This is a genomic window from Microbacterium phosphatis, from assembly GCF_049177115.1.
In the GTDB taxonomy this organism is placed as follows: domain Bacteria; phylum Actinomycetota; class Actinomycetes; order Actinomycetales; family Microbacteriaceae; genus Microbacterium; species Microbacterium phosphatis.
In genome coordinates this window covers 301,957-323,851 of sequence record NZ_CP185370.1, presented here as the reverse complement: position 1 = coordinate 323,851, position 21,895 = coordinate 301,957, and the positions used below count along the sequence as shown (strand labels likewise).

Sequence of the window (21,895 nt, the reverse complement as noted above, 5' to 3'; positions counted from 1 at the left end):
ACGTGGCCGGGGGCCCGCCGGGCCTCGGCGGCGTCTAGGGCGCGAGCGCGGCGAGCACCTCGGCCGCGGGCAGCTCCGCCCGGAGGTGCCCCACGCCCAGCCCGGCGTTGATGGACATGCCCCGGGGGTCGTCGGCCGCGCCGGCCGCCGTGAACTCGGCGCGCGCCTCGGCGGAGCGGCCGTCAGCGTGTCGACGGGTGAAGTCGTTGGCGATCACCCGCTCGGGGATGTCGGCGGGCCAGCCCCAGCCGGCCGCCTGGTCGAAAACGCTCGAGAGGATCGTGTCGTCCGGCCCGGCCGCCAGCAGCGCGTCGCGCGAGCCCCGCGAGGACAGCGCCTCGACCGCCGTTGTGAACGCCGTGCCCACCCACGCGCCGCTCGCGCCGCGCGCGAGGGCGCGACGCACGTCCTCGGCCGTGGAGATCGCCCCGGCGGCAAGCACCGGACGTTCCGTGAGCGCGAGCACCTCGTCCAGCAGCACGTCGCGATCGACGAGGTGCCGGCCGTGACCGCCGGCCTCCCGGCCGCGCACGACGATCACGTCGGCGCCGGCCGCGTCCGCCGCGGCTCCCCCGGCGGCGTCGAACACCTGCACCGCCGTGAGGATCCCGCGATCCTGCGCACGGCGGATCCACCCGAGATCCTCGCCGAAGCCGACCGTCAGCAGCACGGGGTCGGCGTCCAGGGCCCGTTCCAGCAGCGCGGGCTCCCGTCGCACGACCCAGTCGACCACGCCGATTCCGACGCGCACACCCTCGGGCACGAGGGCGAGCTGCGCCGAGAGCGAGGCCTCGCTGCCCGCGCTGCCCTGGCCGATCATGCCGAGCCCGCCCGCCTGCGTCACGGCCGCGGCGAGCGCCCCTCCCGCGACGCCGCCCATGGGGGCGTTGACGATCGGAACGCGGACATCGAAGGGCAGGGCGCGCGCGGGGTGGGACATGGTGCCATGCTCGCACCTCCGGCGGCGGTACGGTCGGACTATGACGACCGCCGATCGCGACGATGAAGTCGATCTGCTGATCGACGCCTGGTCGCGCCGACTGCCCGACGTCGACCTCACACCTCTGGACGTGATGTCGCGCCTGCGCCGCGCCGCCAACCGGCTCGCCCGGCTGCGCACCGAGGCCTTCAGCGGGGCCGGGCTGACCACGTGGGAGTTCGACGTGCTCGCCGCCCTGCGCCGCGAGGAGCCGCCGCACGAGCTCACCCCCATGCAGCTGGTGACCGCGACGATGATCGGCAGCGCGGCGATGACCAACCGGATCGACAAGCTGCTCGAGCGCGGGCTCGTCGAGCGCCGCCCGCACCCGACCGACGGCCGCGCGGTGCTGGTGCGCCTGCGGCCCGAGGGCGCCGAGCGCGCCGACGCGGCCATGACCGCGCTGGCGCTGCGCGAGGCGGCCGAGCTCGCCCAGTTCACGCCGGGCGATCAGGCCACGCTGGCGCGCCTGCTCGGCATCCTCGCGAGCACCGAGCGCGGCTGAGGCCGCCGCTCAGGCCACCGGCTCCTCGCGGCGACGCGAGACCCACACGGCACCGGCGCTCGCGCAGACCACGAGGCCGAGCCCCAGGATCTCGAGCCACGTCAGGTGCTGACCGAGCAGCACCCAGCCCGCGAGGGCGGCGGTGGCGGGCGCGAGGCTCATCAGGATGCCGAACGCCGACTCGCTCAGCCGACGCAGGGCCATGAGCTCGAGCGCGTACGGGACTGTCGACGACAGGATCGCGACGGCCGCGCCGAGCGCGAGCAGGTCGATCCGGAGCAGCGCGGGACCGGCGGTCAGGAGGCCGAACGGCAGCGAGACGAGGGCTCCGATCGTCATCGCGAGGGCCAGACCCTCGAGCCCCAGACCCCGCCCCGCGGGGAACAGGCGCCCCACCGCGGCCTGGCTGCGGATGTACGCCGCCCACGACACGGCGGCCCCCAGCGCGAAGAGCACGCCGACCGGGTCGAGGCGATCCCAGCCGCCGCCGCCCAGCGCGAGCACGCCGGCGAGGGCGAGCCCTGCCCACAGCCACGCGGTGCGGCTGCGCGCCACCAGGATCGACAGGGCGAGCGGCCCCAGCACCTCGATCGTCACCGTGACGCCCAGGGCGAGGCGCTCGAGCGCCAGGTAGAAGAAGGCGTTCATCACGGCCAGGGCGAGGCCGAGGCGGGCGACGGCCCACCACTGGCCGCGGGTGCGACCGCGCACGGACGGCCGTGCGAGGGCGAGCAGGATCGCGGCCGAGAACAACAGCCTCAGCATCACCATGCCGAGCGGGCCGGTGTGCGGGAACAGCAGCACAGCGATGGCCGCGCCCACCTCCTGACACACGAGGCCGAGCGCGACGAGACCGACGGCCGGCCCCGACGAGGCGCGGTCGGGGCTCACTCGGCGGTGTCGACCGGGCAGATCGCGCTGGCGAGGATGCGCGCCGCCTGGTCCTCGGCGGACCACGGCAGGCCGGAGGCGGGAGCCTTCTCGCCCGCCCGCGCGGGCGCCTTCGAGACGATCGAGGCGAGCTCCTTCGCCAGGTTGCCGGCGATCGAGGCGCTGGCCGCCGAGTTGTTGAGCACAACGGCGACGGCGAGGCCGCTGTCGGTGTCGGCGTAGGCGCTGGTCATGTACCCCGGCAGCGAGCCCTGCTCGCCCACGAGGGGCCCGGCGAGGTAGGTGCCGCCGGCGTACTGGTTCCACGAGTCCGCGGCCGGGTCGACGGGCTTGGCGGCGCCCCAGCGCGGGTCGACGTCACCCGAGTCGTCCTTCACGCGGGCCGCGAGGGACTGGGCGTAGACGCCGAGCTCGCTGATGGTCGACACCACACCGCCGTCGGTCGAGGCGTAGGTGGCCGAGATCTCGGTGTACTCGGCGGGCGCGGCGCAGCCGGCCGCGATGTCGTCGGCGTCCGAGCGGAACCCGGGAAGCGCCGGCGATCCGGGCGCCCCGGCGGCGCCGCCGGGAAGCCGCGTGCGCTGCAGCCCCAGCGGGTCGGCCACGTACCGCTTGATGAGGGCGGCGGGCGTCTCGTTGGTGGCGTTCTGCAGGGCGAGGCCGAGCAGGATGAATCCGGTGTCGGAGAGCGTCACGGCGACGCCCGGCTCGGTGGAGGGCCGGCCGAGGCCCGCGGCGGCGACCTCGCGCGGGTTCCACACCCGTCGCGGCGTGCGCAGCTCGCTCGGCAGGAGGTACCCCTGCGAGGGCGAGAGACCCGAGACGTTGTCGCACAGGTGTCGCAGCGTGACCTTGTCGAGGTCGGGCGAGCTCGGCACCCACTTCGAGACGGGGTCGTCGAGCTCGACCACGCCGTCGTCGACGAGGCCGTAGAGGACGTCGCAGATCATGGGGCGCGTCATCGTGGTGGCGCGGAAGGCCATGTCGGTCGTGACGGCCTCGCCGCTGCCGGGAGCCGTCTCGCCGAGCCCGGTCACCCACGCGCCGGCCCAGGGGGCCCATACGCCGACGATCGCGCCGGGGGCGCCCGCGGCGGCCATGGCCTGCTCGACGGCGGCCTGCAGCGCCGAGACCGTGTCGGCCGGCAGGTCGCCCGTGACCTGCGCGGGAGTCTGGGCCTCGGCCCGGGGCTCGGCGGTGCACCCGCTCACAACGACGGTGAGCGCCGCCGCCATCGCCAGGCCCGCCGCTGCACGTCGTAGCCGACCGTTCACCCGCATGAGACCCCCGCCTTCACACATTCGTCTCCAGAGTCTATGGCGTGCGTGCCCGCGCCGAACGCCCGAACGGGGAGCCCTGCCCCTGATCCGACCCTGATCCCCAATCAGGGTGCCGCGGCGGCTGCGGCGGCCTGGCGCTGCTCCCACACGGCCTTCATGAAGCGCCGCACGTCCTGGTCGACGCGGATGTCGCTCGGGCGCAGCGGACGCGACAGATACAGCCCGTCGAGCGAGGTGAGCCGGCTGAGCGCGACGTACGTCTGGCCCGGGGCGAAGGCGCCGGCGCCCAGGTCGACGACGGCGCGATCGTAGGTCTTGCCCTGCGACTTGTGGATCGTCACGGCCCACGCCAGGCGCAGGGGGAACTGCGTGAACTCGGCCACGACCTCGCGGCTGAGCTTGCGGCCCACGGGGTCGTAGGCGTAGCGGTGCTTCTCCCACACCGCCGGCTCGACGTCGAACTCCTCGCCGTCGACGTCGACGCGCACCGTCTCGCCGACGATGCGGCTGACGGTGCCGATCGTGCCGTTCACCCAGCGCGGCGGCTCGCCGCCCGCTGCCACGTCGTTGCGCAAGAACATCACCTGCGCGCCGACCTTGAGCTTCAGCTCCTCGTCGGCCGGGTAGATGTCGCCGCGGCCGAAGTCGCCGCTCACCTCGGCCTTGGCGGTCTGCTCGCGGCCTGGCAGCTGCGCGAGGTGCTTGGCGTTGATGGCGTTGACGCGATCGTTGCGCGTGGCGAGGGTGATGACCGGCTCGTCGGGGTCGTCCGGGGGCGTGCGCGCGCCCGCCTCGTTGAGGATGTCGGCGATCTCCTTGGTGACCCGCCCGTACCGCACGGCGTTCAGCATCGCCTTGAAGGCGTCGTCCGCCTGGCGGTGGATCTGGGTCAGCTCGCGGATGTGCAGCTCGGCGCCGTGGCGGCCGAGCTCGATGAGCCCGTCGCCCTCGGGCTCGCGGCCCGCCCAGACGTGCGCGTCGAAGAACCAGAACGAGCGGTAGTGATCCTGGATGTACCGGGCCTCGTCGCCGCGCGGCGGCACGGGCGCCAGCTGGTAGGGATCGCCGAACATCACGATCTGCACGCCGCCGAACGGCTCGCCGCGACGCCCGCGGGCCTGTCGCAGCGAGCGGTCGATCGCGTCCATCAGATCGGCGTTGACCATCGAGATCTCGTCGATCACCAGGGTGTCGATGGTGTTCAGGAGCTTGCGGGTGGCGTCGGTCTGATCGATGTCGCTGTCGGCGATCAGCCCGATCGGCAGCTTGAACAGCGAGTGGATCGTCTGGCCCTCGACATTCAGCGCCGCCACGCCCGTGGGCGCGCACACGGCGATCTGCTTCTTCGTGTTCCACGCCAGGTGGTTCAGCAGCGTCGACTTGCCGGTGCCGGCGCGGCCCGTGATGAAGACGTGCTCGCGCGTGTCCTCGATGAGGCGGAAGAGCTCCTCCTGCTCTGGGGACAACGCGGGCATAGCCTCCATCCTCCCATCCGCACCCGGGCGGATCGTGCGCTGTGCACAGGCAGGTCACGATCCGCGGCGCACAGGATCGGCAGAGGCCCGCTTTCGTAGACTGGCGAAATGGATCAGCCCCCCGCGAGCGCGACGCCGCGGCGCCGGGCGATCCTCGATCTGATCCTCCTCGCCGTCATCGGCGCGCTGCTGGCCGCCGCGATCTGGGCGGGGTTCTCGGCGCTGCACCGACAGTTCTGGGGCCCGAGCGCGTTCGTCGAGCGCTACCTCGCCACCCTCGCCGACGGCGATGCCGGCGCCGCGCTCGCCATCCCCGGCGTCGCCATCGACACGACCGAGCTCGAGGCGGCAGGCCTTCCCGCCACAAGCTCCGACGCCCTCCTGCGCCGGGCGGTGCTCACCTACGACCTCGCCGACGTCGAGATCGTGCGCGAGAGCAGCGCGGGCGGCGTCACCGAGGTCACCGCGACGTACGCGATCGACGGCACCGCCGGCGAGACCACCTTCCGCGTCCGGCGGTCCGGCACCGAGGGCCTCGTCCCGCGCTGGACCTTCGAGACCAGCCCGCTCGGCGAGATCGAGGTCGCGCTGCGCGGCTCGCGGCAGTTCACGGTGAATGGCTTCGCGATCGACCAGCGCCAGGTGTCGCCCGACGGCGCCGCGGCCGACCCGCTCGACCCGGTGGCGCTGCTCGTGTTCACGCCCGGGCTCTACGCCGTCGGCGTCGACACCGCCACGGCCGAGGCCGACCCGGTGAACGTGCTGGCCGATGCCGCGCTGAAGAGCGTGCCGCTCGAGATCCAGACCACCCCCACGAAGGAGTTCACCGAGGTGGTGAGCGAGAAGGTGTCGAGCTTCCTCGGCACCTGCGCCACCCAGAAGGTGCTGCAGCCCACCGGCTGCCCCTTCGGCATGCGGATCGACGATCGCGTCCTCCCCGACACGCTCGAGTGGTCGATCACCTCGCAGCCGCTGGTGCAGATCGTGCCGTCCGGGGCCTTCTGGGAGATCGCGGCCGCCACCGGCACCGCGCATCTCGAGGCCGACGTCCGCTCGATCTTCGACGGGTCCGTCTACCGCTTCAGCGAGGACGTGCCGTTCGTGATCGACGGCACCGTCGAGATCCTGCCCGACGGGACGGCGTCGATCCTCGTGGGCAGCCCGGCCCTGCGCTGATCCGCTCGCCCGCGGGCGGTGACGTCAGCCCCGGCTGTCGCGCTGCGCGAGCTGGGTGAGGCGGGCGTTGTAGGCCGCGAGCTCGGCGTCGTCCGTGCGATCGGCGTGACGGTCGGTGCGGCGCTGCTGGCGCTCGTCGCTGCGGCTCCACTGGATCGCCACGACGATCGCCGTGATGAGCGTCGGGATCTCGCCGATCGACCAGGCGACGCCGCCCCCGATGTACTGATCCTCGAGTGGCGTGGGCCCCCAGGTGCGGCCCATGGCGCCGAACCACTCGGCGACCATCAGGCCCTCCTGCATCATCATCGCGACGCCGAAGAACGCGTGCATCGCCATCACCGCGATCAGCGTGACCAGTCGCCCGGCATACGGCATGCGGTACGGGAGCGGATCGATGCCCGTCAGCGTCATCACGAACAGGAAGCCCGAGATGAGGAAGTGGGCGACCATCCACACGTGGCCGAGATGGTCGTACAGCGACCAGCGGAACAGGTCGGTGAAGTAGAACACCCAGAGCGACCCGACGAAGATGCCCGCCGCGACGAGGGGGTGCGTGATGACCTTGGCGAACGGGCTGTGCACGCCCCACATGATCCACTCGCGGCCGCCGCGGGTGCCGTCGTCGCGCTTCTCGAAGGCGCGCAGCGCGAGGGTCACCGGGGCGCCCGGCACCAGCATGAGCGGGATGCCCATCGTCAGCAGCATGTGGCCCAGCATGTGCAGGCTGAACAGGTAGTCCTGGTACGCGTTGATCGGGCCGGACGTGACCCAGAACAGCGTCACCATGCCCGCCACCCACAGCACGGTGCGGTAGATCGGCCAGCGGTCGCCGCGGCGGCGCAGCCGGATCACGCCCACGACGTACAGCGCGATGCCGAAGGCCGCGACCGTGGCCCAGAGCAGGTCGATGTCCCAGGTCGTGAACCAGCGGGCCACCGTGAGCTCCGGCGGCAGCGGCTCGCCGGTCAGGATCTCGGCGGGCGTCGACGCGTAGGGCGTCTCGCCGAGCGGCGGGGCGGTGCGGGCGAGCGCGGCGGCGGCGCCCGAGGCGATCCCCATGAACGCCAGCTCGATGCCGATCAGCGTCCAGAACGCGCGCGACGCCTTCTGGTCGCGATCCATCCGGTCGATGAGCAGGCCCCGATACCAGGCGCCGAGCACCCCCATCGCGACGAGGGCGACGACCTTGACGCCCAGGAGCACGCCGTAGGGCGAGGTCAGCTGTTCCCAGGTGCCGATCGAGGACAGCGCACGCGCGACTCCCGAGACGGCGACCAGCAGGAACGCGATCAGCGCGATCGACGAGTAGCGCGCGACGACCTTGGCGATGCGTGCGCCCAGGCTCGGGCGCAGCACCACCAGCAGCACGAGGCCGCCGAGCCAGGCGGCGGCGCCCAGCACGTGCAGCGTCATCGCCGTGACCGTGGCGTCGTGGCTGGCGAGCTCGCCCGAGTGGCCCTGCGTCGCCATCGGGATCAGGGTCGCCAGGGCCAGGAGGGCCGTGAACAGCGTGGACGTCCAGGATCGGATCGCGAACGCCAGGATCGTGACGACGGCCGCGGCGATCGTGGTGATCAGCCACGTCCGCCCGAGCTCGACCTCGGTGATGAAGCGGCCGAGCTGGGCGCCGAACTCCGGGCCGGCCGAGAACTCGGGGTTGAACGAGTCGAGGAAGGTGAGGAATCCGGTGGTGCCCGCCGTGATCGTCAACACCGCGGCGCCGATGGAGGCGACATCGAGCGCGCCGTCGAACTCGCGCTCGCCCGCCTTCAGCGCGAACAGCGCCAGCACGAGGGATCCGGCCATAACGGCGCCCGAGACGTTCACGAGCATCTTCGCGATCGGCAGGCCCCAGCGCACGAACGCGCCGGGGTCGCCCGTCGCGAGCGGGTCGGCGGCACCGGAGAAGGCCAGCGACGCGATCGCCGTGAGCACCGCCGCGGCAAGGAGGATCGCGGGCCCGACGGCCCGCAGCGCGCGGGGATTCACGGGTCCAGCCTAAGTCGGCGAGGCTGTGGAGGCTCTGACCTCGCCCCGCGCCGAACGCCCGGCGCAGGGGCGGAATGCATTCCCGGGACGAAAGTCAACCCCGGTGACTGGGACGATCCGGATCCGTACGGTTCAGGACATGAGTATTGGAACCGGAGTAGTGCTCTTCGTGATCGGCGCCATCCTCGCGTTCGGCCTGGAACTGGACATCCCGGCCGTCAACGACGACTTCATCGGCTACCTGCTGATGGGGGCGGGAGTGGTCGTCTTCATCGTCGGCATCGTGCTGCTGACCCGTCGTCGCTCGGCCGTCACCTCCACCCGCACGGTGGGGGACGCGGGCACGGCGCAGCAGGTGACCGAGCGACGCACCGACGTCGACCCCTACTGACCCACACGAACGCCGAAGGGGCCCTCCAGCATTGGAGGGCCCCTTCTTACGCTCAGGCGCCGACTGCTCGGCGTCTGGAACTCAGCCGGAGCTGGATTACTTGGCGGCGGCCTTCAGCTTCGAGCCCGCGGTCACCTTGACGCGCTTGCCGGCGGGGATCTCGATGGTGGCGCCGGTCTGCGGGTTGCGACCCGTGCGGGCGGCCGTCTCGACCTGCTCGAACGCGATCCAGCCCGGGATCGAGACCTTGCTGCCCTTGGCGACGGCCTCGGAGACCGTGGTGAACAGAGCGTCGACGACGCCCGACACGGCGGCCTGGCTCTGACCCGTGGCGCTGGCGATGCTCGCGACGAGCTCGGTCTTGGTGATGGACTTGTCGGCCATGTCATCCTCCATCGGCGCCCGGAGACGCCGCGATGTGATCAATGGACCGGAGACGGAAACCCCCGGGCGATCGTTCGATCGCGCCTCGACAGTACCAATCAGGCCCGGAATTACGCGGATTCTCGCGGGATTCGCCCCGATTCGGGCGGCGTGTCGGCCTCAGATGGCCCTTTTGTGACGTTTTCGGGGTGATTCGGGCCGGATCCGCGAGATTCCGGGCCCGCGCGCGGGCCGCGCCTTCCGCGCCTCCGGGCGCCTCCCGCGCCTGCACGCATGCGGAGATCTGCACCGCGGCGGAGCGATCCGCGGCCGTCCGTCCGGGATCGTGCAGATCTCCGGATCCGGGCCGGGCCGGGCGGCACCGCGGGCGGCCCGGGAACGCGAAAAGGGCGAGGATCCGAAGATCCTCGCCCTTTCCGGAAGCCTGGTGCTTACCAGCTCGACTTGGTCACGCCGGGCAGCTCGCCACGGTGGGCCATGTCACGGAAGCGGACACGCGAGATGCCGAACTTCGTGAGGACACCGCGGGGGCGGCCGTCGATGACGTCGCGCGAGCGGACGCGGATCGGCGACGCGTTGCGGGGCAGCTTCTGGAGGCCGACGCGGGCCTCCTCACGCTGCTCGTCGGTCGAGTTCGGGTCGACGAGCGCCTTCTTGAGGGCGGCGCGCTTCTCGGCGTAGCGCGCGACGACAACCTTGCGCTGCTCGTTGCGAGCGATCTTGCTCTTCTTAGCCATGCTTAACGCTCCTCACGGAAGTCGACGTGCTTGCGGACCACCGGGTCGTACTTCTTGAGCACGAGACGGTCGGGGGTGTTGCGACGGTTCTTCTTGGTCACGTAGGTGAAACCCGTGCCCGCCGTCGACTTCAGCTTGATGATCGGACGAATGTCCTGAGCCTTCTTGGCCATTAGAGCTTCACACCCTTCGCGATCAGGTCCTTCACGACGGACTCGATGCCACGAGCGTCGATCACCTTGATGCCCTTAGCGGACACGTTCAGCGTGATCTTGCGACCCAGCGACGGGACGAAGTACGTCTTCTTCTGCACGTTCGGGTCGAAGCGACGCTTCGTCCGGCGGTGCGAGTGCGAGATGTTGTGACCGAAGCCGGGAACGGCACCGGTCACCTGGCACACAGCAGCCATGATGATTCTCCTTCAATACCGTGGAGCCGGACGGCCCCACCCAAGGTCTCTTGTCTGCACACGCCGACCCGACCCTTGCGGGCTGTGTTCGGGAGGGGGTGTACGAACTGCGCACAGGAGTGCACGCAGACAAGGGATCAGCTTAGCAGACCCGGGCGTGTCCCCCGGACGCCGGCCGGATCAGGTGGCCCCGCGACCGGGACGGAACACCGACACGGTCGGGTCGCCCGGGATCCAGAACCGCCACGGATACGCCGCGGTGCCGGCGACGCCCGCGACGCCGACGCGCGGCCCCGTGGCGACGTCGGCCACGGGCCGTTCGAGCAGGTGCAGCCGCGCGACCGCATCCGCGCGCGGGGCGCCGGAGATCGCGTCGATGCCGTCGTGGATCGGGTGGCGGAGGCCGATGGCGTCGCCCAGGCGGCCGGGCCCGCGCGCCAGGTCGCGGTCGGTGCGGGCCACGCCGCGGGCCTCGCGGCGCGCACGCGCCACGTCGGCGCCGCGCACGATCTCGCCGGCGCGCAGCAGGATCCCGTCGCCCTGGCCGACCGGGCCGCAGACGACGTTCACGCACGAGTGGATACCGTGGCTGAGGTAGACGTACAGGTGCCCGGCCTCGCCCCACATCGTGGCGTTGCGTGCGGTCTGCCCCATGCGCGCGTGCGAGCCGGGGTCGGCGACCGCACCCGATCCGAGCCCGTGATAGGCCTCGACCTCGGTGATCCGGACCGTCACCACACCGTCGGGGAGGGTCGTCTCGAGCAGCCCTCCCAGCAGCCGGGGCGCGACCTCGAGGGGCAGCCCCGCGAGGTCGGAGCGATCGGCAGGGCGGTGCATGCGTCCAGCGTCTCATCCCGAGCGCCGCAGGGGGATCGAAGGGCCCTGTGGGTGGCGGTCAGGCCGGGGCGACCGTGCACCAGCTGATGCCGAAGCCGTCGAGGACGGCCGTCTCCTCGCCGGAGTCGACGTCGATGACGTGCGTCTCGAGCTGCTGCGGCATCGGCATCAGCGCGTCGTCGTAGGGGTTGCCCACGATCTGCGGGGCGACGAGCGCCGCCACGTAGCGGCCGCTCGGCGACACGCAGGTCTGCAGCAGGGCGTCGTCGGCCTCGGAGGCGAACAGCACCCGCGCCTCGCCGTCGTCGGCGACGTGGACGACGACCGGCGGCGCCGGCAGGCCGTCATCGCCCATGCGCTGATACTCGCGGATCGTCCCGCCCCGGCCGGGCGCGCCCGCGGGGAGGGGCTGCAGGGCGGTCAGCAGCCCGAGGTCGCGGTCGGGCTCGACGAGCGCCGACTGCTCGCCCGTCGTGAGGTCGAGCTGGACGATGCCCTCCTGCACGCGCTCCACGAGCGCGGTGTACGTGCCGCGCGAGATGGCGTCGATCGCCACCGCCCCGCCGAGCAGGACGGGGTCGGCGTCGGACCCCGGATCGACCTGGATCAGCTGACCGTCGAAGTCGACCATCAGCAGGGCGGTCGAGTCGGGCACGAAGCGCCACGGGTCGACGCTGGCCGGCGCGCCGCCGACCTGCACCGGGACGGGGTCGGCGGCCGGGTGCCGCAGGTCCGACAGGAACAGCGCGCTCAGCAGCTCCTGTCCGTCCGGATCGGTGAAGGTGTAGCCGACGAGGTCGCCGCGCTGCGAGACCTGGAGCTGCTGGACCAGCCCCTCGCCCGGCAGCGCGATGTCCGTGGGGTCGGCGCCGTCGCGATCCATCACCTGGAGCGACGAGAGCCCCTGGTCGGACGTGGCGACGACGAGCCGGGAGGAGGCCGCCCGGAAGTCGTCGATCACGGGGGCGCGGAACACCACCGTCTCGTCCTGGCCGGAGAGGTCGGTGCGGACGATCTCGTCGTCGCCGCCGGTGTCGCGGCGCAGCAGGAAGACCTGCGCGGGCGGGGTGCGGAAGGTGGTCTGCAGCGTGCCCGCGGGGCCGCCGCCGACGGCGTGGGCGCCCTCGACCGACACCGTGTACTCGGTGTCGTCGTCGAGGGGCAGCGTGAAGCGCACGCCGACGCTGCGCCCGGCCGCGTCGACCGTGAACGGCGCCGCGGGCGTGACCGTGATCTGCTCGGGCGCGATCTCGCCGAGGGCCTGGTTCGCCGTCAGGATGACGCGCGCGCCCGAGACCTCGATGGCCGCGGCGGGGTCGGCCTGCACCGTGCTCACGCGCGGGCCCTGGGTGAGGCTCGCCGCCGCCCCCGCGCCGCCGAGCAGGCCGAGCGCCGCCAGCACCCCCGCGAGGGTGAGGGCGAAGCGCCGGATGCCGCGTCGCTCAGTACTCATACGGGTCATCCGGGGCGTCCACGGTGTCGAGGGCGGCGGGCTCGATCACCAGCGCGCCCGAGGCGTCGGCGACGATCGTGCCCTGGATCCGGATCCAGTCCCCCTGCGCGAGGGTGTCCTCCCAGCCGGGCGAGACCACGGGCAGCGAGGCCGGCTGCGCGTCGATGACGCAGTGCGTGACGACGAGGCGCCCGACGCGCAGCGCGCCGTCGTCGCCCGGCGCGACGAACCCGGTGAGGTCGATCTCGGTGCCGACGTAGGCGTCGGGGTTGGCGGCGCTGGCGAACACGGCGGCCCACTGCCCCACGCCGAAGGACGACGTGTCGGCGCCCGCGAGAAGGACGTCGTCGGCACCCGCGAACAGCGGCGGTGTGCCGGTGTCGCGCGACATCGCGAGCTCGGCCGAGAGCGGCGCCGGCGGCAGGACGAGCGCCGCCCCGACGACCGCCGTCGCGACCAGGCCGCCCGCGACCGCGGCGATCCGGCCCGCGAGGCGGGGGGTGTGGCCGGGGTCGCCGTGGTCGTGGGCGTGCCCCGCGGACTCGGCCCCCGCCCGGTCCTCGGCGTGCGGGGCGACGTCACCATGGTCGTGCCCGTGGTCGTCCTCGGCGCCCAGGGGCAGGACGAAGGACGCCACGGCGCCTACGAGCGCGACGAGCGCCATCGCGATCGCGAACCACGCCTGATCCGGGTTGATGTACAGCGCGAGCCGGTCGGTGAGCGCGAGCGTCAGCGTCACCACCGCAAGGGCGGCGGCGAGGCCCGCGCCCATCCAGCGCGCGGCGACGGAGCTCCAGGCCCTACGCAACGAGGTTCACCCCGATCCCGATCGCGAAGGCGGCGAACAGCACGATCGCCACGATCCCGGCGAGGGTGCGGGTGGTGAAGGTGGTGCGCATGAGCGCGAGCATCTTCACGTCGACGAGGGGGCCGACCAGCAGGAAGACGATGAGCGAGCCCGATGAGAAGGTCGAGGCGAACGACAGGGCGAAGAAGGCGTCGACGTTCGAGCAGATGGCGACGGTCATCGCGAGCGCGGCCATCGCCGCGATCGAGAGCACCGGATTGGATCCGATGGCCAGCAGCGCATCGCGCGGGATGACGACCTGCACCGCGCCGGCGAGCGCCGACCCGATCACAAGCGCGGGCATCACGGCGCGCAGCTCGACGACGAACTGGGCGATGCTGCGGGTGGCGCGCGAACCGGGCTCGTGCGCGACCACCTCGCAGGTGTCGAGGAAGCGGCCCGTGAGGAGGCTCATCGGATCCGGGTGGCGCGAGTAGATCCAGCCGATGAGGTTCGCGATCAGCCAGCCGCCCGCAACGCGCGCGATCAGGATGCCGCCGTCCCAGCCGAACGCCGCGTGGGTGGTGAGGATCACGATCGGGTTGACGATCGGCGCCGCCACGAGGAACGTCAGGGTCTCGGCCGGCCCGATCCCGCGCATCAGCAGGCCGCGGGCGAACGGCACGTTGCCGCACTCGCAGACCGGGATCAGCATGCCGAGCAGCGACAGCACCGCCCGCCGTGCCCAGGCCGCGCGCGGCAGGAAGCGCTCGATCACGCCCGCCGGCAGCCACACCTGGACGGCGATGGAGAGGATCACCCCGAGCATCACGAACGGGAGCGACTCGATCAGCACGCTGAGGGCGAGGGTCAGGCCGTCCTGCGCGCGAGTGGGCAGCGCCTGCGGGAACAGGCCAGGGGCGAAGGCGTCCAGCGCGAGCAGCACCGCCACCATGGCGATGCCGAATCCGAGAGCCGGGACGACGCGACTCTCGGTCACGCCGCCTTCGCGCAGTCCTCGCACAGCCCGAAGATGTCGACGATGTGCTCGGCGTCGCGGAAGCCGTGCTGGGCGGCGGTCTCCTGCGCCCAGCGCTCGACGGCCGTCGCCTCGATCTCGACCGCCTTGCCGCACGAGCGGCAGATCAGGTGGTGGTGGTGGCCGTTCATCGTGCACGCGCGGTACAGCGACTCGCCCTCGGGGCTCTGCAGCTGGTCGGCCTCGCCGGCGGCCGCGAGCCCGGCGAGCGCGCGGTAGACCGTGGCCAGCCCGATGCCGGTGTCGAGATCACGCAGGGTGGCGTGCAGGCGCTGGGCGCTCACGAAGCCCGGAGCGCCGCTGAGCGCTTCGCGCACCCGCTCCTTCTGCCACGTGTTCCGCTGAGCCATGATCCGAGTTTAGGCCGGGACGCTGACGGCGGTCGGCGCCTCGGCCGCTACCAGGGCGCGGTCGCGGCGCCACGCGATGACGCGGCAGACGACGTAGATGAGGAACGAGATCGTGGTGATGTAGGGGCTCACCGGCAGGGTCCCGGCGATGGCGAGCAGGATCCCGCCGACCGCGGACACGAACCCGAACAGGGCCGCGAGCAGGGGCACCCCGAGCGGTCCGTGGCTCACGCGCATCGCCGCCGCGGCCGGGGTGACGAGCAGCGCCATCACCAGCAGGGCGCCGATGATGTGCACGGCGACGGCGACGATCAGGCCGAGCAGCACCATGAACACGATGCTGATCGCCCCGGCCGGCACGCCACGCGCCTCGGCCGATGCGCCGTCGAGCGAGTCGAACCGCAGCGGGTTCCAGACCAGGATCAGCCCCGCCAGCACGATCACCGAGATCCCGATGAGCCATCCGAGATCGGGGCTCGAGACCGACACGATCTGCCCGGTCAGCAGGCTGAACCGGTTGGCGCTGCGGCCCTCGTAGAGCGAGAGGAAAAGGATGCCGAGGCCGAGGCCGAAGGGCATCAGCACGCCGACGATCGAGTTGCGATCGCGGGCGCGGGCGCCGAGCAGGCCGATCAGCAGCGCCGCCGCCACCGCCCCGAGCAGGGATCCGGCCACCACGCTGCCGCCGAACAGCAGCGCCGCCGCCGCGCCGGCGAAGGACAGCTCGCTGACGCCGTGCACCGCGAAGGCCATGTCGCGCTGCATGATGAACACGCCGATCAGCCCGCCCACGATGCCCAGCACGGCGCCGGCCACGACCGAGTTGCCGACCAGCTGCAGCAGGGCGCCGTAGTCGTCGAACGAGAAGACGTCGCTCCAGCTGAGGGTCTGCGCGATGAGGGTCTGGGCGATCACGCGGCACCCGCCTCGAGGGCGATGCCCGCGTGCTCGGCGCAGTGGTCGTCGGCATCGGGCGCGCCCACCACGACGAGCCGGCCGCCCATACGCAGCACCTCGACCGGGGCGCCGTAGAGGCTCGTCAGCACGTCGGAGCGCAGCACCTCCTCCGGGGTGCCCAGCATGAACCGGCCGCCCGCGATGTACAGGATGCGGTCGACGTGATCCAGGATCGGGTTCACGTCGTGGGTGACGAACAGGACGGCCGCGTCGCGCTCGCGGCGCTCGCGGTCGATGATCGCGGTGACGGCCTGCTGGTTGGCCAGGTCGAGGCTCGACAGCGGCTCGTCGCACAGCAGCAGCGCGGGGCGGTCGGCGAGGGCCTGGGCCACGCGCAGCCGCTGCTGCTCGCCGCCGCTGAGCAGGCCGATGGGGCGCTCGGCGTAGGCGGTGGCGCCGACGGCCTCGAGCAGCTCGTCCACGCGCTCGCGGTCGCCGCGGCGCGGGATCGGCAGTCCGAAGCGGGTGCCGTTCACCCCCATGGCGACGAGGTCGCGTGCGCGCAGGCTCGTGCCAGGGGGCAGGGGGCGCTGCTGCGGGATGTACCCGATGCGCCGGTCGCCGCGCTGCACGGCGACGCCCGCCACGCGCACCTCGCCGGCGCTCAGCTCCTGCAGGCCCAGGATCGCGCGCAGCAGGGTCGTCTTGCCCGAGCCGGACGGGCCGAGCACCGCGACGAACTCGCCCGGGGCGACCGTGAGATCCAGTCCCGACCACAGCTCGCGCCCGCGCAGGCGCAGCGCTGCTCCGGAGATCTCGAGGACGGGCGCGGGAGTGGTCATGGGGTCCATTCTAGAGCGGGTACTGATAATCGTTCTCAGGCGGTGACCAAGGCCCGCCGCGGGCGGGGCCGAGCGGGGGCTCAGGCGCCTCTCCTACCCTGGAAGCGTGGCGGAATCTCGAGGACGACTGTGGACCGGCGCCCTGCGGGTGGGCCCCCACAGCGGTGATCACCGGGTGGCGCTGCGTGCGGCGATCAGCGTGGCAGGGCCCCTGCTGGTGCTCTGGGCGATCGGCCGCCTCGACCTCGGCATGTACGCGAGCTTCGGCGCCTTCGCCGCCCTCTACGGCCGCAAGGACGCCTTCGGCGATCGCCTGCGTATGCAGGCCGCGGCCGGCGGGGTGCTGATCGCCACGATGCTCGCGGGCACGGGCCTGTCGTTCATCGACGCCCCCTCCCTCGTCTCGGTGCTCGCGGTGGCGGTGCTCGCCTCGCTCGTCACCCTGCTGGCCTACACGATGCAGTGGCACCCGCCCGGCCCGCTGTTCGCGGTGTTCGCCGCGGGCGCCACGGCCACCATCCCGGCCTCCGCCGCCTCGTTCGCCGACGTGGTCGTCGTGGGCGGGGCGAGCGCCCTGTTCGCCCTCATGGTCACGACCGCGTTCGCCGTCGCGTCCGCGCGCGGCCTGCCGCCGCTCGCTGGCCGCCGGTCGCCCGTGCGGGTCGGGATGCTCGCGGGCGAGATGGCGATCACCGTGGGCACCGCTGCGCTGCTGGCGGGCGCCGCCGGTCTCGTCCTGGGGTCGCACTGGTACTGGGCGACCGTCGGCGCCGTGGCAGCGGTGAGCGGCGCGCATGTCTCGGCACGCCTGATCCGGGGTCTCCAGCGCCTGGCCGGGACCCTGATCGGCGTGGTGGTCGCCGCCGGGCTGCTCGCCCTGCACCTGCCGCCGCTCGCCGTGATCGCGGCGGCCGTGGTGCTCCAGGCGGGGGCCGAGATGTTCATCGGACGCAACTACGGCATCGCGATGATCTTCGTCACTCCCCTGGCCCTGCTGATGGTCGAGCTCGCCTCGTCGACCCCCGCAGAGGTCCTGCTGCGCGACCGGGCTCTCGAGACCGTGATCGGCGTCACCGCCGGGACGCTCGTCGCCCTCGCCTCCGCGGCGGTGCGCCGCAGGCGCGGCGACCCCGCAGAGGCGTAGCCGACGGCTCAGCCGGCGAGCGCCTCTTCGAGCGCGTCGACGTTGGCGCCCATCCAGTCGATGTAGCTCTGGCCGTCGCCCAGCAGCTCGCTGAGCTCGACGACCGGGACATCCGCGCCCTCGGCGGTCTGGATGACGCGTTCGGTCTCGGCACCGCCGGTCTGCGCGTTGACCAGGATCACCGCGGCATCGCCCGCCTCGATGACGCGCGTCGCGTCGAGCAGGGTCGCGGGCGGGACGTCCTGCCCCTCCTCGACCGACTCGGCGAAGCCCTCGGGCGTGACGTCGGACAGCCCCGCCGCGGCCGCGAGGTAGCCGCCGATGGGCTCGGTGAGGAACACCCCTTCGCCCTCGTGGGCGGTGTGCAGTGCCTCCAGGCGGCCCTCCAGCCCCTCGAGCTCGGCGATCAGCGCGTCGCGGTTGGCCTCCAGCTCGCCGGCGTCGACGAGGTCGGGCAGCTCGTGGCCGATCTCCTCGGCCAGCGCCTCGACCAGGTGGATCATCGTGTGCGCGTCGTACCAGACGTGCTCGTTGAAGCCCTCGATGTGGTCATGGCCCTCGTGCCCCTCGCCCTCGGCGTGCTCCTCGTCCTCGGCGTGCTCCTCGTGCGCGGCGTCGTCCGAGGCCTCGGCGCCGTGACCCTCGTTGCCCGGGAAGTCGTGCGCGTACTCGACCGCGGTGACGACGGCGGCGTCCTCGCCGATCAGCTCGTCCATAAAGCCGTCGTAGCCGCCGCCGTTCTCGATGACGAGCGTGGCGTCCTGCACAAGCAGCCGGTCGCGCGCGCTGGCCTCGTACCCGTGCGGGTCCTGGCCGGCGTCGTCGATGACGGCGACGACCTCGGTCGCGTCCCCCACCAGCGCCTGCGCCAGCGACGCGTACACATCGGTCGAGGCGACGATCGGCGCCTTCTCGGAGCCCTCCGCCGATCCTGTCCCTGCGCATCCCGCAAGGGCGACGGCGGAGACGGCGAGCAGGGTGACGGGGGCGGTACGGCGAAGGATCATGGCTCCATCGTACCGCAAATGAGAATCGTTATCGTTAGCCCGTCTCCTCGCGTCAACCTTCACTTGACGCGAGGACCGCGTCAAGGTTACGTTGACGGCATGAAGAAGCCCGCTCCGGTGAACATCGCGGCGCTCACGCCGCTGCTCGTCCTCCCACTCGTCACGGTCCCCGTCATCCATCAGTTGGACGCGGTTCCCGACTTCCTGCAGGTATTCGCGACGGGCGTCTCGATCGCCATGCTGCTGGCGTACTGCATCCTCATGGGCGGCGCGATCCGCGCGCAGCGGGACGCCGCCGACCGGCGCGCGCTCGACGACCTCGATCCGCTCGGGGGCCTGGCGCGCACCGACCTGCCGGACGGGGACGCCCGATGACCGACGCGACCCGCATCAGCGACGACGAGGCTCGGCGGCTGCGCGATGCCGTGGCCGACGCCGTCATGCACACCCCGGCAGGCCTCGCCGCCCGCCTGGACACCGAGGCCGAGGCCTCGCTCGCCCTCGTCGACGCCGCGCGAGTGGCGGCCGAGGAGGCGGGCCGCCTGCTGCGCGGATCCATCGACGGCGCCCGCGCCGCCGGGCACAGCTGGGGCGCGATCGGCGACCTGCTGGGCGTCAGCAAGCAGGCCGCGCAGCAGCGCTTCGGCGGAGGCGCGCGGATCCCCGCCGAGACCGGCGCGCAGCGGATCCTGTCCCCCGTCACCGCGCTCGACGAGATGGCGGCACTCGAGATCGAGGGGCGCCGTGGCTGGCACTCCATCGGCTACGGGGCGTTCCACCACGTGCTGGAGAAGTCGGACGTGCAGTGGGAGCACCGCCGCGCCGTGTGGGGCGCGTTCTCGCGCGCCCAGCTCGAGAGCTCCGGCTGGCAGGTCATCGGCAGCGGCTGGTTCCCCTGGTCGTACTGGGCACGACCCACCGACCGCCCCGCGATCGCCGAGGACTGATCCGGATCAGTCGAGCAGCAGCGCGGGCTCCTCGAGGATCGCCGCGATGTCGGCGACGAAGCGGCTGACGCCGTCGCCGTCGATGACGCGGTGGTCGAACGAGCCGGACACGGTGGTGACCCAGCGGGGGCGCACCTCGCCGTCGACCACCCAGGGCTTCTGACGGATGGTGCCCATGGCCACGATCGCCGACTCGCCGGGGTTGATGATCGGGGTGCCCGCGTCCATGCCGAAGACGCCGATGTTCGTGATCGTGATCGTGCCGCCCTGCTGATCCGCGGGCGTCGTCTTGCCCTCGCGCGCGGTGATCGTCAGGCGCTCGAGAGCGCGGGCGAGATCCTTCATCGACAGCTCGTGCGCGTCCTTGATGTTGGGGACGAGCAGGCCGCGCGGGGTGGCAGCGGCGATGCCGAGGTTGACGTAGTGGCGCACGTGGATCTTCGCGCCGTCCTCGCCGTCGACCCAGGCCGAGTTGATCATGGGCGTGCGGCGCGCGGCCCACAGCACGGCGCGGGCGACGATGAGCAGCGGCGAGACCTTGATGCCGGCGAAGTCCGGCGAGGCCTTCAGGCGCTTGACGTACTCCATCGTGCGGGTGGCGTCGACGTCGGTCCACACCGAGACGTGGGGGGCCGTGTAGGCCGAGCCGACCATGGCGTTCGCCGTGGCCTTGCGGACGCCCTTGACCGGGATCTCCTCGACGCGCGCGGAGACGGCGGCCGGGGCCTCGGCGGGGGCGGGTGTCGCGACGGGCGCCGCGACCGGGATCTCCTGCTCGCGCACCGCGGGCCACTCGGGGGTCGTGATGTTGCGGAAGACGCTGGCCTGCTGCGCGTGGGCGAGCACGTCCTCGCGGGTCACCTCTCCGGCCGGGCCGGTGGCGCGCACCTCGGCGAGCGCGACGCCCAGGTCGCGCGCGAGCTTGCGGATCGGGGGCTTCGCCACCACGCCCACGGCCTTGGCGACCGGCGCCTGGGCCGGCTTCTTGCGGCGACGCGTCTGGGCCTCTGACCCGGATCCGTACCCGACGAGGACCGAGCCGGAGCCCTCGGCGTCGCCGGCGGCGGGCTCGTTCGTCACGGCGCTGGGCTGGCCGTGACCGGTCGGCTCGTGCTGCTCGCGCGCCTCGGCCGACGCGGGGGCGACCGTGATGATGGGGGCGCCCACATCGACCGTGTCGCCCTCGCCGACCAGCAGCTCGCCGACGGTACCGGCGAACGGCGACGGCAGCTCGACGAGCGACTTGGCGGTCTCGATCTCGGCGATCACGTCGTCGACCGCGACCTCATCGCCCGGCTTGACGTGCCAGGTGACGAGCTCGGCCTCGGTCAGGCCCTCGCCGACGTCGGGGAGGTGGAAGGTCTGCATGATCCGATCCTTGCGTATCCGGGTGGCCGGCGGCTCAGTACGCCAGCGCGCGGTCGACGGCCTCGAGCACACGATCGGCGTCGGGCAGGAACGAGCCCTCGAGCTTGGCGGCCGGGAAGGGGGTGTCGAAGCCCGAGACCCGCAGCACGGGCGCCTCGAGCGAGAAGAACGCGCGCTCGGCGATCGTCGCGGCGATCTCGGATCCGAGGCTGGCGTTCTGCGAGGCCTCCTGCGCGACGATGACGCGGCCGGTGGAGCGGACCGACTCGAGGATCGGCGCGTAGTCGATCGGCGACAGGGAGCGCAGGTCGACGACCTCGCAGCTGGTGCCCTCGGCCTCGGCCAGTGCCGCCGCCTGCAGCAGCGTCGTGACCATGGCGCCGTGGCCGACGAGCGTGACGTCGGTGCCCGTGCGCACCACGCGCGAGGCGTGCAGCGGCAGCGCGCGGGCCGACGTGTCGACCTCGCCCTTGGGCCAGTACCGCGACTTCGGCTCCATGAAGATGACCGGGTCGTTCGAGGCGATCGCGTCCTGGATCATCCAGTACGCGTCGTTGGGCGTCGAGGGGCTGACCACCCGCAGGCCCGGCGTGTGCGCGAAGTACGCCTCCGGGCTCTCCTGGTGGTGCTCGACCGCCCCGATGTGCCCGCCGTACGGGATGCGGATGACCACGGGGAGCGAGATGGCGCCCTCGTGACGATTGGTGAGCTTGGCCAGCTGCGTGGTGATCTGGTCGAACGCCGGGAAGACGAACCCGTCGAACTGGATCTCGACCACGGGGCGGAAGCCGTTCATGGCCAGGCCGATCGCGGTGCCGACGATGCCGGACTCGGCGAGCGGGGTGTCGAGCACCCGGCGCGGACCGAACTCGGCCTGCAGGCCCTCGGTCACGCGGAACACACCGCCCAGGCGGCCGATGTCCTCGCCCATCATGAGCACGCGGTCGCTGTCGATCATGGCCTTGCGCAGGCCCGCGTTCAGCGCCTTGCCGAAGCTCATGGTCT

The 21,895-nt window shown here is 72.5% G+C and carries 25 protein-coding genes; 6 read left to right on the top strand and 19 right to left on the bottom strand.

Going from position 1 to position 21,895, the window contains the following annotated elements; translation table 11 throughout:
• Nucleotides 1–34: 34 nt before the first annotated feature.
• A complete protein-coding gene (locus ACOKGD_RS01530; protein ID WP_342336325.1) occupies nt 35–940 on the bottom strand; it encodes an NAD(P)H-dependent flavin oxidoreductase in 906 nt (301 codons plus the stop codon).
• 40 nt (nt 941–980) lie between these two features.
• Here ACOKGD_RS01530 and ACOKGD_RS01525 point away from each other — a divergent pair, with 40 nt between their 5' ends.
• Nucleotides 981–1,484, top strand: coding sequence for a MarR family winged helix-turn-helix transcriptional regulator (locus ACOKGD_RS01525; protein ID WP_342336324.1), 504 nt, complete (start codon nt 981–983; stop codon nt 1,482–1,484).
• A gap of 9 nt (nt 1,485–1,493) precedes the next feature.
• On the opposite strand, the gene ACOKGD_RS01520 is transcribed toward ACOKGD_RS01525, so the two are convergent.
• From ACOKGD_RS01520 to ACOKGD_RS01510, 3 genes are all read right to left on the bottom strand, one after another.
• Nucleotides 1,494–2,375 (bottom strand): EamA family transporter, encoded by an 882-nt coding sequence (locus ACOKGD_RS01520; protein WP_342336322.1) that lies wholly within the window; start codon nt 2,373–2,375, stop codon nt 1,494–1,496.
• Complete coding sequence (locus tag ACOKGD_RS01515; protein WP_342336321.1) at nt 2,372–3,655, bottom strand: serine hydrolase domain-containing protein; 1,284 nt, start codon at nt 3,653–3,655, stop codon at nt 2,372–2,374. Before ACOKGD_RS01515 ends, ACOKGD_RS01520 begins: the two co-directional genes overlap by 4 nt.
• Before the next feature lie 104 nt (nt 3,656–3,759).
• Entirely contained in the window at nt 3,760–5,139 is a 1,380-nt protein-coding gene (locus tag ACOKGD_RS01510) for an ATP-dependent DNA helicase (protein WP_342336320.1), read from the bottom strand.
• Between the two features lie 99 nt (nt 5,140–5,238).
• Between ACOKGD_RS01510 and ACOKGD_RS01505 the strand changes: the two genes are divergently transcribed.
• Nucleotides 5,239–6,306 carry a hypothetical protein gene (locus ACOKGD_RS01505; protein WP_342336319.1) on the top strand — a complete coding sequence of 356 codons (1,068 nt, stop codon included), beginning with the start codon at nt 5,239–5,241 and terminating at the stop codon, nt 6,304–6,306.
• Nucleotides 6,307–6,330: 24 nt separating this feature from the next.
• Here the strand turns inward: ACOKGD_RS01505 and ACOKGD_RS01500 are convergent, their stop codons facing one another.
• Entirely contained in the window at nt 6,331–8,298 is a 1,968-nt protein-coding gene (locus tag ACOKGD_RS01500) for a cytochrome c oxidase assembly protein (RefSeq protein ID WP_342336317.1), read from the bottom strand.
• 139 nt (nt 8,299–8,437) lie between these two features.
• On the opposite strand from ACOKGD_RS01500, the gene ACOKGD_RS01495 reads away from it, so the two are divergent.
• Complete coding sequence (locus ACOKGD_RS01495; protein WP_342336316.1) at nt 8,438–8,689, top strand: DUF6458 family protein; 252 nt, start codon at nt 8,438–8,440, stop codon at nt 8,687–8,689.
• A gap of 96 nt (nt 8,690–8,785) precedes the next feature.
• Here ACOKGD_RS01495 and ACOKGD_RS01490 read toward each other — a convergent pair whose 3' ends face one another.
• The 11 genes from ACOKGD_RS01490 to ACOKGD_RS01440 all read right to left on the bottom strand — a co-directional run bounded on the left by ACOKGD_RS01490 (nt 8,786) and on the right by ACOKGD_RS01440 (nt 16,424).
• Nucleotides 8,786–9,073 carry an HU family DNA-binding protein gene (locus ACOKGD_RS01490; protein ID WP_342336314.1) on the bottom strand — a complete coding sequence of 96 codons (288 nt, stop codon included), beginning with the start codon at nt 9,071–9,073 and terminating at the stop codon, nt 8,786–8,788.
• Between the two features lie 431 nt (nt 9,074–9,504).
• Nucleotides 9,505–9,810 (bottom strand): 30S ribosomal protein S14, encoded by a 306-nt coding sequence (gene rpsN, locus ACOKGD_RS01485; RefSeq protein ID WP_342336312.1) that lies wholly within the window; start codon nt 9,808–9,810, stop codon nt 9,505–9,507.
• 2 nt (nt 9,811–9,812) lie between these two features.
• Nucleotides 9,813–9,983 carry a 50S ribosomal protein L33 gene (rpmG, locus tag ACOKGD_RS01480; RefSeq protein ID WP_342336310.1) on the bottom strand — a complete coding sequence of 57 codons (171 nt, stop codon included), beginning with the start codon at nt 9,981–9,983 and terminating at the stop codon, nt 9,813–9,815.
• Nucleotides 9,983–10,219, bottom strand: coding sequence for a 50S ribosomal protein L28 (gene rpmB, locus ACOKGD_RS01475; protein ID WP_055987914.1), 237 nt, complete (start codon nt 10,217–10,219; stop codon nt 9,983–9,985). The genes rpmG and rpmB overlap by 1 nt, the downstream gene beginning before the upstream one ends.
• Before the next feature lie 180 nt (nt 10,220–10,399).
• Complete coding sequence (locus tag ACOKGD_RS01470; protein WP_342336308.1) at nt 10,400–11,056, bottom strand: DNA-3-methyladenine glycosylase; 657 nt, start codon at nt 11,054–11,056, stop codon at nt 10,400–10,402.
• 58 nt (nt 11,057–11,114) lie between these two features.
• Entirely contained in the window at nt 11,115–12,509 is a 1,395-nt protein-coding gene (locus tag ACOKGD_RS01465) for a hypothetical protein (RefSeq protein WP_342336306.1), read from the bottom strand.
• On the bottom strand, nt 12,499–13,281 hold the full coding sequence (locus tag ACOKGD_RS01460; RefSeq protein WP_421355072.1) for a TIGR03943 family putative permease subunit: 783 nt from the start codon (nt 13,279–13,281) through the stop codon (nt 12,499–12,501). Before ACOKGD_RS01460 ends, ACOKGD_RS01465 begins: the two co-directional genes overlap by 11 nt.
• A gap of 28 nt (nt 13,282–13,309) precedes the next feature.
• On the bottom strand, nt 13,310–14,251 hold the full coding sequence (locus ACOKGD_RS01455; RefSeq protein WP_342336465.1) for a permease: 942 nt from the start codon (nt 14,249–14,251) through the stop codon (nt 13,310–13,312).
• Between the two features lie 41 nt (nt 14,252–14,292).
• A complete protein-coding gene (locus ACOKGD_RS01450; protein WP_342336304.1) occupies nt 14,293–14,685 on the bottom strand; it encodes a Fur family transcriptional regulator in 393 nt (130 codons plus the stop codon).
• 9 nt (nt 14,686–14,694) lie between these two features.
• Nucleotides 14,695–15,597 carry a metal ABC transporter permease gene (locus ACOKGD_RS01445; RefSeq protein WP_342336464.1) on the bottom strand — a complete coding sequence of 301 codons (903 nt, stop codon included), beginning with the start codon at nt 15,595–15,597 and terminating at the stop codon, nt 14,695–14,697.
• Nucleotides 15,597–16,424, bottom strand: a complete 828-nt coding sequence (locus ACOKGD_RS01440) for a metal ABC transporter ATP-binding protein (protein ID WP_342336303.1) — start codon at nt 16,422–16,424, stop codon at nt 15,597–15,599. Before ACOKGD_RS01440 ends, ACOKGD_RS01445 begins: the two co-directional genes overlap by 1 nt.
• Before the next feature lie 106 nt (nt 16,425–16,530).
• Here ACOKGD_RS01440 and ACOKGD_RS01435 point away from each other — a divergent pair, with 106 nt between their 5' ends.
• A complete protein-coding gene (locus tag ACOKGD_RS01435; RefSeq protein ID WP_342336301.1) occupies nt 16,531–17,568 on the top strand; it encodes an FUSC family protein in 1,038 nt (345 codons plus the stop codon).
• Between the two features lie 8 nt (nt 17,569–17,576).
• Here the strand turns inward: ACOKGD_RS01435 and ACOKGD_RS01430 are convergent, their stop codons facing one another.
• Complete coding sequence (locus ACOKGD_RS01430) at nt 17,577–18,575, bottom strand: metal ABC transporter solute-binding protein, Zn/Mn family (protein WP_342336300.1); 999 nt, start codon at nt 18,573–18,575, stop codon at nt 17,577–17,579.
• A 99-nt stretch (nt 18,576–18,674) separates the two neighbouring features.
• On the opposite strand from ACOKGD_RS01430, the gene ACOKGD_RS01425 reads away from it, so the two are divergent.
• Complete coding sequence (locus tag ACOKGD_RS01425; RefSeq protein ID WP_342336298.1) at nt 18,675–18,950, top strand: hypothetical protein; 276 nt, start codon at nt 18,675–18,677, stop codon at nt 18,948–18,950.
• Nucleotides 18,947–19,522, top strand: coding sequence for a hypothetical protein (locus tag ACOKGD_RS01420; protein WP_342336296.1), 576 nt, complete (start codon nt 18,947–18,949; stop codon nt 19,520–19,522). The genes ACOKGD_RS01425 and ACOKGD_RS01420 overlap by 4 nt, the downstream gene beginning before the upstream one ends.
• 6 nt (nt 19,523–19,528) lie before the next feature.
• Here the strand turns inward: ACOKGD_RS01420 and ACOKGD_RS01415 are convergent, their stop codons facing one another.
• Both ACOKGD_RS01415 and ACOKGD_RS01410 read right to left on the bottom strand, forming a co-directional pair.
• Nucleotides 19,529–20,890 carry a dihydrolipoamide acetyltransferase family protein gene (locus ACOKGD_RS01415; protein ID WP_342336295.1) on the bottom strand — a complete coding sequence of 454 codons (1,362 nt, stop codon included), beginning with the start codon at nt 20,888–20,890 and terminating at the stop codon, nt 19,529–19,531.
• Nucleotides 20,891–20,924: 34 nt separating this feature from the next.
• On the bottom strand, nt 20,925–21,890 hold the full coding sequence (locus tag ACOKGD_RS01410) for an alpha-ketoacid dehydrogenase subunit beta (RefSeq protein WP_342336463.1): 966 nt from the start codon (nt 21,888–21,890) through the stop codon (nt 20,925–20,927).
• Between the last annotated feature and the right edge of the window lie 5 nt (nt 21,891–21,895).

Excerpts from the sequence above, each read along its gene's own strand:
- ACOKGD_RS01530 (WP_342336325.1), bottom strand. The coding sequence starts at position 940 with ATGTCCCACCCCGCGCGCGCCCTGCCCTTCGATGTCCGCGTTCCGATC.
- ACOKGD_RS01525 (WP_342336324.1), top strand. The coding sequence starts at position 981 with ATGACGACCGCCGATCGCGACGATGAAGTCGATCTGCTGATCGACGCC.
- ACOKGD_RS01515 (WP_342336321.1), bottom strand. The coding sequence starts at position 3,655 with ATGCGGGTGAACGGTCGGCTACGACGTGCAGCGGCGGGCCTGGCGATG.
- ACOKGD_RS01510 (WP_342336320.1), bottom strand. The coding sequence starts at position 5,139 with ATGGAGGCTATGCCCGCGTTGTCCCCAGAGCAGGAGGAGCTCTTCCGC.
- ACOKGD_RS01505 (WP_342336319.1), top strand. The coding sequence starts at position 5,239 with ATGGATCAGCCCCCCGCGAGCGCGACGCCGCGGCGCCGGGCGATCCTC.
- ACOKGD_RS01495 (WP_342336316.1), top strand. The coding sequence starts at position 8,438 with ATGAGTATTGGAACCGGAGTAGTGCTCTTCGTGATCGGCGCCATCCTC.
- ACOKGD_RS01490 (WP_342336314.1), bottom strand. The coding sequence starts at position 9,073 with ATGGCCGACAAGTCCATCACCAAGACCGAGCTCGTCGCGAGCATCGCC.
- rpsN (WP_342336312.1), bottom strand. The coding sequence starts at position 9,810 with ATGGCTAAGAAGAGCAAGATCGCTCGCAACGAGCAGCGCAAGGTTGTC.
- rpmG (WP_342336310.1), bottom strand. The coding sequence starts at position 9,983 with ATGGCCAAGAAGGCTCAGGACATTCGTCCGATCATCAAGCTGAAGTCG.
- rpmB (WP_055987914.1), bottom strand. The coding sequence starts at position 10,219 with ATGGCTGCTGTGTGCCAGGTGACCGGTGCCGTTCCCGGCTTCGGTCAC.
- ACOKGD_RS01470 (WP_342336308.1), bottom strand. The coding sequence starts at position 11,056 with ATGCACCGCCCTGCCGATCGCTCCGACCTCGCGGGGCTGCCCCTCGAG.
- ACOKGD_RS01465 (WP_342336306.1), bottom strand. The coding sequence starts at position 12,509 with ATGAGTACTGAGCGACGCGGCATCCGGCGCTTCGCCCTCACCCTCGCG.
- ACOKGD_RS01460 (WP_421355072.1), bottom strand. The coding sequence starts at position 13,281 with ATGGGCGCGGGCCTCGCCGCCGCCCTTGCGGTGGTGACGCTGACGCTC.
- ACOKGD_RS01455 (WP_342336465.1), bottom strand. The coding sequence starts at position 14,251 with ATGGTGGCGGTGCTGCTCGCGCTGGACGCCTTCGCCCCTGGCCTGTTC.
- ACOKGD_RS01450 (WP_342336304.1), bottom strand. The coding sequence starts at position 14,685 with ATGGCTCAGCGGAACACGTGGCAGAAGGAGCGGGTGCGCGAAGCGCTC.
- ACOKGD_RS01440 (WP_342336303.1), bottom strand. The coding sequence starts at position 16,424 with ATGACCACTCCCGCGCCCGTCCTCGAGATCTCCGGAGCAGCGCTGCGC.
- ACOKGD_RS01430 (WP_342336300.1), bottom strand. The coding sequence starts at position 18,575 with ATGATCCTTCGCCGTACCGCCCCCGTCACCCTGCTCGCCGTCTCCGCC.
- ACOKGD_RS01425 (WP_342336298.1), top strand. The coding sequence starts at position 18,675 with ATGAAGAAGCCCGCTCCGGTGAACATCGCGGCGCTCACGCCGCTGCTC.
- ACOKGD_RS01420 (WP_342336296.1), top strand. The coding sequence starts at position 18,947 with ATGACCGACGCGACCCGCATCAGCGACGACGAGGCTCGGCGGCTGCGC.
- ACOKGD_RS01415 (WP_342336295.1), bottom strand. The coding sequence starts at position 20,890 with ATGCAGACCTTCCACCTCCCCGACGTCGGCGAGGGCCTGACCGAGGCC.
- ACOKGD_RS01410 (WP_342336463.1), bottom strand. The coding sequence starts at position 21,890 with ATGAGCTTCGGCAAGGCGCTGAACGCGGGCCTGCGCAAGGCCATGATC.